This window comes from Zymomonas sp. (genome assembly GCF_020216885.1).
Classification (GTDB): domain Bacteria; phylum Pseudomonadota; class Alphaproteobacteria; order Sphingomonadales; family Sphingomonadaceae; genus Zymomonas.
On the sequence record NZ_JAIWON010000153.1, the window covers coordinates 1 to 6,588 of the forward strand.

Annotated in this window: 6 protein-coding genes; 3 read left to right on the forward strand and 3 right to left on the reverse strand. The window is 44.4% G+C overall.

What is annotated here, in order from left to right; translation table 11 throughout:
• The coding region (locus LDL18_RS08265; RefSeq protein ID WP_296508630.1) for an MFS transporter at nt 1–1,123 on the forward strand (1,123 nt) is incomplete at its 5' end.
• 108 nt (nt 1,124–1,231) lie between these two features.
• Here the strand turns inward: LDL18_RS08265 and LDL18_RS08270 are convergent.
• Nucleotides 1,232–1,480, reverse strand: coding sequence for a GlsB/YeaQ/YmgE family stress response membrane protein (locus LDL18_RS08270; RefSeq protein WP_011241091.1), 249 nt, complete (start codon nt 1,478–1,480; stop codon nt 1,232–1,234).
• 192 nt (nt 1,481–1,672) lie between these two features.
• Complete coding sequence (locus LDL18_RS08275; RefSeq protein ID WP_296508636.1) at nt 1,673–3,280, reverse strand: peptidase S10; 1,608 nt, start codon at nt 3,278–3,280, stop codon at nt 1,673–1,675.
• 713 nt (nt 3,281–3,993) lie between these two features.
• Here LDL18_RS08275 and LDL18_RS08280 point away from each other — a divergent pair.
• Both LDL18_RS08280 and queE read left to right on the forward strand, forming a co-directional pair.
• A complete protein-coding gene (locus tag LDL18_RS08280) occupies nt 3,994–4,902 on the forward strand; it encodes an N-acetylmuramic acid 6-phosphate etherase (RefSeq protein ID WP_296508643.1) in 909 nt (302 codons plus the stop codon).
• Nucleotides 4,899–5,552, forward strand: a complete 654-nt coding sequence (gene queE / locus LDL18_RS08285; protein ID WP_296508638.1) for a 7-carboxy-7-deazaguanine synthase — start codon at nt 4,899–4,901, stop codon at nt 5,550–5,552. The genes LDL18_RS08280 and queE overlap by 4 nt, the downstream gene beginning before the upstream one ends.
• Nucleotides 5,553–5,591: 39 nt before the next feature.
• Here the strand turns inward: queE and LDL18_RS08290 are convergent, their stop codons facing one another.
• Complete coding sequence (locus LDL18_RS08290; protein WP_296508641.1) at nt 5,592–6,350, reverse strand: hypothetical protein; 759 nt, start codon at nt 6,348–6,350, stop codon at nt 5,592–5,594.
• Nucleotides 6,351–6,588: the final 238 nt, after the last annotated feature.

Sequence of the window (6,588 nt, forward strand, 5' to 3'; positions counted from 1 at the left end):
CATGGAAAATGCGAGGAACGGGACGGCGGCGATATTCTTTCTTTTGGGATGTGCTATTGCGACATGGGGGGCGTTAATTCCTTTTGTCAAAATCCATACGGCTATTTCTGACGGGCAGCTTGGTTATCTGCTTTTATGTTTGGGATTGGGAGCGCTTTTCTCTTTGCCTTTAGCAGGCAGTATGGCGAACCGTTTTGGATGTCGTGCAGTTATGACGACAGGCGTGATTATTACCGCAATCGCGATCCCTTTTCTGGCGACTTTATCCTCCCCTATCATTTTGGGAGGAAGTCTATTGATCGTCGGGGCATCGGTCGGTGCCATTGATGCCGCCATGAATATTCAATCGGTTATTGTCGAGAAACGCGCCCAACGTCCCCTTATTTCAGGCTTTCATGCCTTATATAGCATTGGTGGCGCAGCGGGATCAGCGGGATTGGCTTTGGTCTTTTCCAAATCATTTAGTCCGCTAACAGCTGGTATGATGGCCTCGGCCTTGCTTCTTTTGATTTTGGCAATTTTCTGGAAGGATTTACTGCCCGATAAAGGTGAACCCGGTAGTGCGGCAGGCCTTGCTATACCAAAAGGCATGGTTTGGATTTTGAGTATTATCTGTTGCATTGCTTTTCTGGCGGAAGGCGCTGTGCTTGATTGGGGCGGTGTTTTTCTCACTTCGATCAGGAAATTACCACCGGAACAGGCAGGTTGGGGCTATGCCGGTTATGCAACCATGATGACAACGGGACGGTTGTTTGGGAATAAAATCATTGCCAAATTAGGCAATGTTAAAACGGTTTTTCTCGGCAGTCTTTTGGCTATGCTGGGTTATTTGGCGGTTATTTTTATACCTTACACCCCAGCGACTTTCATTGGTTATGCCTTAATCGGTTTGGGATGTGCCGATATCGTTCCGGTTGTGTATAGTGTTGCCGGACGGCAAAATGTGATGCCGAGCCATCTCGCGATATCAGCGGTGACCACCATTGGCTATATGGGTGTTTTGGCGGGCCCGATTGCTATCGGTTTTATTGCCAATGTTGTCGGTTTGAAAATATCATTTTTCTTGATTGCAGCCTTGTTGGCCGGTGTTGCTGTCTTTTCCAAAAAAATGACCGTGCAATAAATATATTTTAGGGTGGGGCTGTGTTTTCAGCCTCACCCTTTCAAGTCCAAAATAAGCATCCAGATGTCAGGATATTTGGGCTATCCTGACCTGAAAAGTCACATGGGGTCAGTTGCGTGATTTAAAGAAATTGATCACCGCCAACAAGATAACAGCGCCGATCAATGAGACCAGAAAACTTTGCAGGGTCAGGCCGACATCGCCGATATCACCACGGTTGAAGATAAAGCCCCCCAAAGAAGCCCCGACAACACCGATAATAATATTAAGAAAAACGCCGCTGCCGCTGCCTTTCATAATAAGTCCGGCGAGCCATCCGATAATACCGCCGACGATAAGCCAAGAAATAAGCCCCATTACCAAACTCCCTTAAAAAAAGAATTGTCAATATTTGTATATAAAACGCCTAATCTTTAACATCTGTTCCCTGACGTGAAATTTTTTCAAAAAATCGTAAAATGAAAAATGGCAGCATCAAAAGATTCTCTTCAAAAAAAAGAAGCGACCCCGTTAAGGTCGCTTCTTTTACTTCAAAATGGGATAAAAAAATTAGGGCTGATAGCTACGACGGATGAAAGAAGAAACATCGTCATGTAGCGATTTTAAAGACTCTTCATTCACGTAAACCATATGGCCTGATTTATAATAGTGATATTCAAGATTCTGTTCGAGGCTCTTTCTGATCGGCAGATGGTGCATTTCATACCAGCCCTGATAATAAGGCGTTGCGAGATCAAAATAGCCGCCTGCGACCATCACCTTTAATTTGGGATTGGTCGTCATGGCCGCCGCCAGATCAGGCATCATATTAGCGACCCACGGCACCACGCCCCCGCTGGGAGAACGATGTTTAAAATCCCAGCCGCCTGGGAAATTAACCATAGATTTATATTCGCGACCCTGCCCGAAATGGAGCTGGTTCAAAGAATAATCATTAAAGGCCGAGACATAAGCTGAAGACAAAGCCGAGCTTTGTGGATCATAGCTGGCTTCTTTATCGAGAGGATCAAGAGAAGGCCCTGAGAAACGCGTATCCAGACGACCCGTCGTGATATCGCCGCCTTGCAATATTTGCGTAAATTGACCGCCATTTAACCGCAAATCAGCTTTCAGCACATAATCCACCGGAATACCGGTATATTGGCTGTATTTTTGCGCAATGGCCTGTTTTCTTGAAGGATCCAGTGCGGAGCCTTGCTGTAACGCCATCGCATATTCTGTGGTGGCGAAATATTCGACTTCCCGAAGGAATTTTTCCAAATCAGCCGGTTTTTGACCCTGTAAACGGTTATGATACCAAGCCGTTGCAGCATAGGTCGGAAGATTGGTGATGAAAGCCTGATCTGCACCCGGATTGGCATTCGGGAAATCGGAATCCAGCGTGAAGTTTAATATCTGGGACAGCAGGATAATGCCGTTAAAATCAATCGAGTTATCATTTTCCAGCATATTCGACAAAACAGCAGAACGCGGCGTGCCGTAGCTTTCACCAAACAGATATTTTGGGCTATTCCAGCGGTTAAATTTGCCTAAGAAGCCTTTGATAAATTCACAGAAAGCATAGGCATCTTGATCCACGCCAAAAAAGGCTTTGGCTTTATCTTTACCAGCGACCCGACCGAAACCGGTAGCAGGGGCATCAATAAAGACAACATCCGCGACATCCATCAAGCTGTAGTCATTATTGACCAGACGATAAGGTGCGCCTTCGCTATGTTCATGATCGGGAACAACAATACGTTTGGGCCCGAAAGACCCCATATGCAGCCAGACCGATGCAGAGCCGGGCCCGCCATTATAGAAAAAGACGACCGGTCTTTGTGACGATGGCACGTCTTTTTTAAAATAGGCCGTATAAGACATTGTGGCGCGTGGCTGTGTTTTATCTTTATCCTCGACGGTTTCATCCCAGCCTTTCGGATGAACCAATAACGTTCCAGAGACCGCCTGATAACGGATGGTCTGCCCTTTGACCGTCACACTGCCTTCGCTGGTAGCTTCGGCGGGTTTTAAGACATCATCACTTGCGGATGTCGTCTGTGTTTCTGCGGCTTTATCTTTTGTTTTATTATCCGCTTTTTCTGCGGAAACCATGCTTGCCATGCCAAACGTCGTCATGGCTGTCATACCTAGTAATATTGACCGAACTAAGCGCATTAAACGCCCCCCTTTGATGCAGTTTTTATATTCAACTTGGATAAAGGGTCAGTTTTTCAGAAAAATTTGATAGATATAAAAAATGTAACTGCCCTTCCCCCTTAAAACAGCAAGAGAGCATAATATTACCCTATTTAATAGTCAACAAAACCACATTTTACAATTTTTAAAAACTCTTTATAAATACTGATTATGATATAATATATCAAAGTATATAATTTATTTATTTTTTAAATTTTTAAAATTTTACAATTAAATACTTCTTGTTATCGAAAGAGTGGCCTTGAAGATGAAAGTAAGTCGTAAGGTGAGCTTTGAGGATGAGGCTGTTTTTATTAAATGTCTATTTCTTATAAGTTATAATAATCTTGGCTTGCTTTATAAGTTCTATGATTACTTTTTTGTAATCTTTCATATCAAATGACATATTTGTGTCAAAATTTTTCAGAATTTTAAAAAGAGATCTCAATTTTGAAAAAAGCGCAAAAAAGGATTATGGGCTTTTTGTCTATAATGGATGCCTTTTTGATAATATCGAAGTCGCGCCTAGCCTTTATTTTGGGGCTTATTTGCCTCTCTTACTGCAAAGAATAAAGCGGATGGCACGTTATTTTCAAATTATGACTTCATAAAATCAAATGGCCTGTTTATGAAAACAGGCGTTTTGAATGACGCTTTCTTTTCCTGATATATTCCAGACAAGGCAATCCTCTATGTCCACTGAAACGGTCGATCCGCGCTATATTGATCTTGATAGCTGGCCTAGCGAATATGCGGTTGAAGCAATGTTGGAAGGTCAGATGGCGGCTGTTGCCGCAGTAGCCGATCAATCCTCTCGCATTGCGACGGCTAGTAGCGCAGCGGCTGGAAGGTTATTGGATGGCAATCGTCTGGTTTATGTCGGGGCTGGCACCTCTGGCCGAATTGCCGTTCAGGATGGGGTTGAATTAACCCCGACTTATAATTGGCCGTCCGAAAGACTGGCTTTTATGATGGCGGGGGGTATGGCTGCGTTGGCCGCTAGTGTCGAAGGGGCAGAAGATAATATCGAACGCGCTGTTCAGGAAGTTGAGGCCTTGCATCTTGATAGCCGCGATGTTGTGATCGGTGTCGCGGCCAGTGGCAGAACCCCTTATACGGTGGCAGCGATAAAAGCCGCCAGACAAGCGGGTGCCTTGACGATTGGCATTGCCAATAATGCCGGTAGTGCTTTGTTAGAGGCCGCCGAGCATCCCGTTTTAGCCGCGACCGGAAGCGAAGTCGTGGCGGGATCAACTCGTATGAAGGCTGGAACGGCTCAAAAAGTTGTTTTGAACACCCTTTCAACAGCGATTATGCTGCGGCTGGGCTTGGTTTGCCGCGGTTTGATGGTCAATATGCGGGTCTCTAATGTCAAATTACAACAACGTGCCGTTGCCATGGTCTGCCGATTGGCAAAAGTTGATCAGGATAAAGCCAAAAAAGCCCTTACGATCGCCCAAAATGATATTCGGAAAGCTGTTCTAGTGACGATGGGTCAGAGCATTACGGAGGCAGAAAAAGCCTTGGCTGATTGTCGGGGCAATTTGCGGCAAGCTATGGAGCTTTTAGCGGCGTCTTCTGGGGATAAGGGGTTGTTATGAGCCATCATTATGCCGTTAAAGAAAGTTTCCTGACTTTACAGGGTGAAGGTATCCAAGCTGGAAGACGGGCTGTCTTTATTCGCTTTGCCGGTTGTAATCTGTGGAATGGTCGCGAAGATGACCGTGAACAGGCGACATGCCGTTTTTGTGATACTGATTTTGTTGGTATTGATGGCGAAAATGGCGGACGATTTACCGCAGAAGAATTAGCAGAACAGGCCATTCGATTGTGGAAAGAGACGCTTGGAAGCCGATATCAATCTGTCCGGCCTTTTGTCGTTTTAACAGGCGGTGAGCCATTATTACAAGTGGATGAGGCTTTGCTGCTGGCCTTGAAAAATCAAGCTTTTGAGATCGCTATCGAGACTAATGGAACGCAATCTGTCCCGTCTGCGATTGATTGGGTTTGTATGAGCCCCAAAGCAGGAAGCCAGATTATCCTTGAAAAAGGCAATGAAATAAAACTGGTATGGCCGCAAGAAGGCATTGATATTGAGCTTTTGGAAAATCTGGATTTTGATCATTATCTGATCCAGCCAATGGATAACGAGTCTCAAAAAGAAAATATCCAAAAGGCTATCGCCTTTGTGATGCAGCGGCCTTTATGGCGGTTATCTATTCAAAGTCATAAATTGATTGGGGTAAAATAATGGATAATCGCCCCTTTTAGAGGGGCGATATCCTCTTTTTTAGAAGCCGTTTTTTTTGAGGCTTTTATACAAGGTTACCTGAATAATAATCTGCATTGTGCTGATGACGGTCGTCAACAATACGACAAGAATACTGACGGCCATTTTCAGCGAAATCGACATCGAAGCGGCTAATGCCAGAATTCTCGACAAACCATAGTCGCCGATTAAAAAAGGCAATAAAATGAGAAGCAACGGCCAAAAAAGCCCTTTGGTTAAAGAAAAGCTATGCTTGATCGCTTGGAAGGCTGAATCTTTTTCAGCCATCATCGGATACCAGAAAAAGAATTTCACCTGAAGCGCCAGAAAAAGCATGACGCATAGGCCACCCAAGCTCAAAAGCATTGAGGTTGAGACCGGAAAATGATGCGCTGCATATAATTTTAACAAAAATGTCCCGACCAGAATCAGGGTCAGCGATAACAAAATCGAGACTGTAAACAAAAAGGCAAAAATTGAAATCAGGCGATTAAGCGCTACTCTAAAAGCACTTTTGACGGTTTCGCCCCCAAAAAGGGTAAGGCGCGACAAAGCCAGAATACCAATCAGATTGAAACTGCCCCCGATTAGGAGAACCAGCAGCGGAAAAAGACGCGGCTGACTTCCGGCTTCGATTATCGGCGTTGTCGGAAAAAGTAACAAAATCAGAAGATTGCCAAAGCCGATCGTCGATAGAGCAACGGGCGTAATCAGCTTTATCTCTCGTTTGAGGAAAGCCCAGCTATCAATGATAAGATTGTTTATGCGAAAAGATGGCACCAATTTTTCCTTATTAACCCGAAATTCTGCGTTATGTCAGTTTTGGTCATGCAGCCGTTACAGAGGCCTAGATATTATAATAAACGCGCCTTTATAAAAAAGGCTATCCGGCTGTTTTGCCCCCTCGCCTTTCTATGAATGATTTTTCAAACAAAAAAAAAAGGCTTGCTATCAAAAGATAACAAAGCCTGAAATGTCATCGGCATCGGTATTAAAGGATGTCTTGTCAGACAAAAAA

Coding starts and splice junctions, on each gene's coding strand:
- LDL18_RS08275 (WP_296508636.1), bottom strand. CDS start 3,280: ATGCGCTTAGTTCGGTCAATATTACTAGGTATGACAGCCATGACGACG.
- queE (WP_296508638.1), top strand. CDS start 4,899: ATGAGCCATCATTATGCCGTTAAAGAAAGTTTCCTGACTTTACAGGGT.
- LDL18_RS08280 (WP_296508643.1), top strand. CDS start 3,994: ATGTCCACTGAAACGGTCGATCCGCGCTATATTGATCTTGATAGCTGG.
- LDL18_RS08270 (WP_011241091.1), bottom strand. CDS start 1,480: ATGGGGCTTATTTCTTGGCTTATCGTCGGCGGTATTATCGGATGGCTC.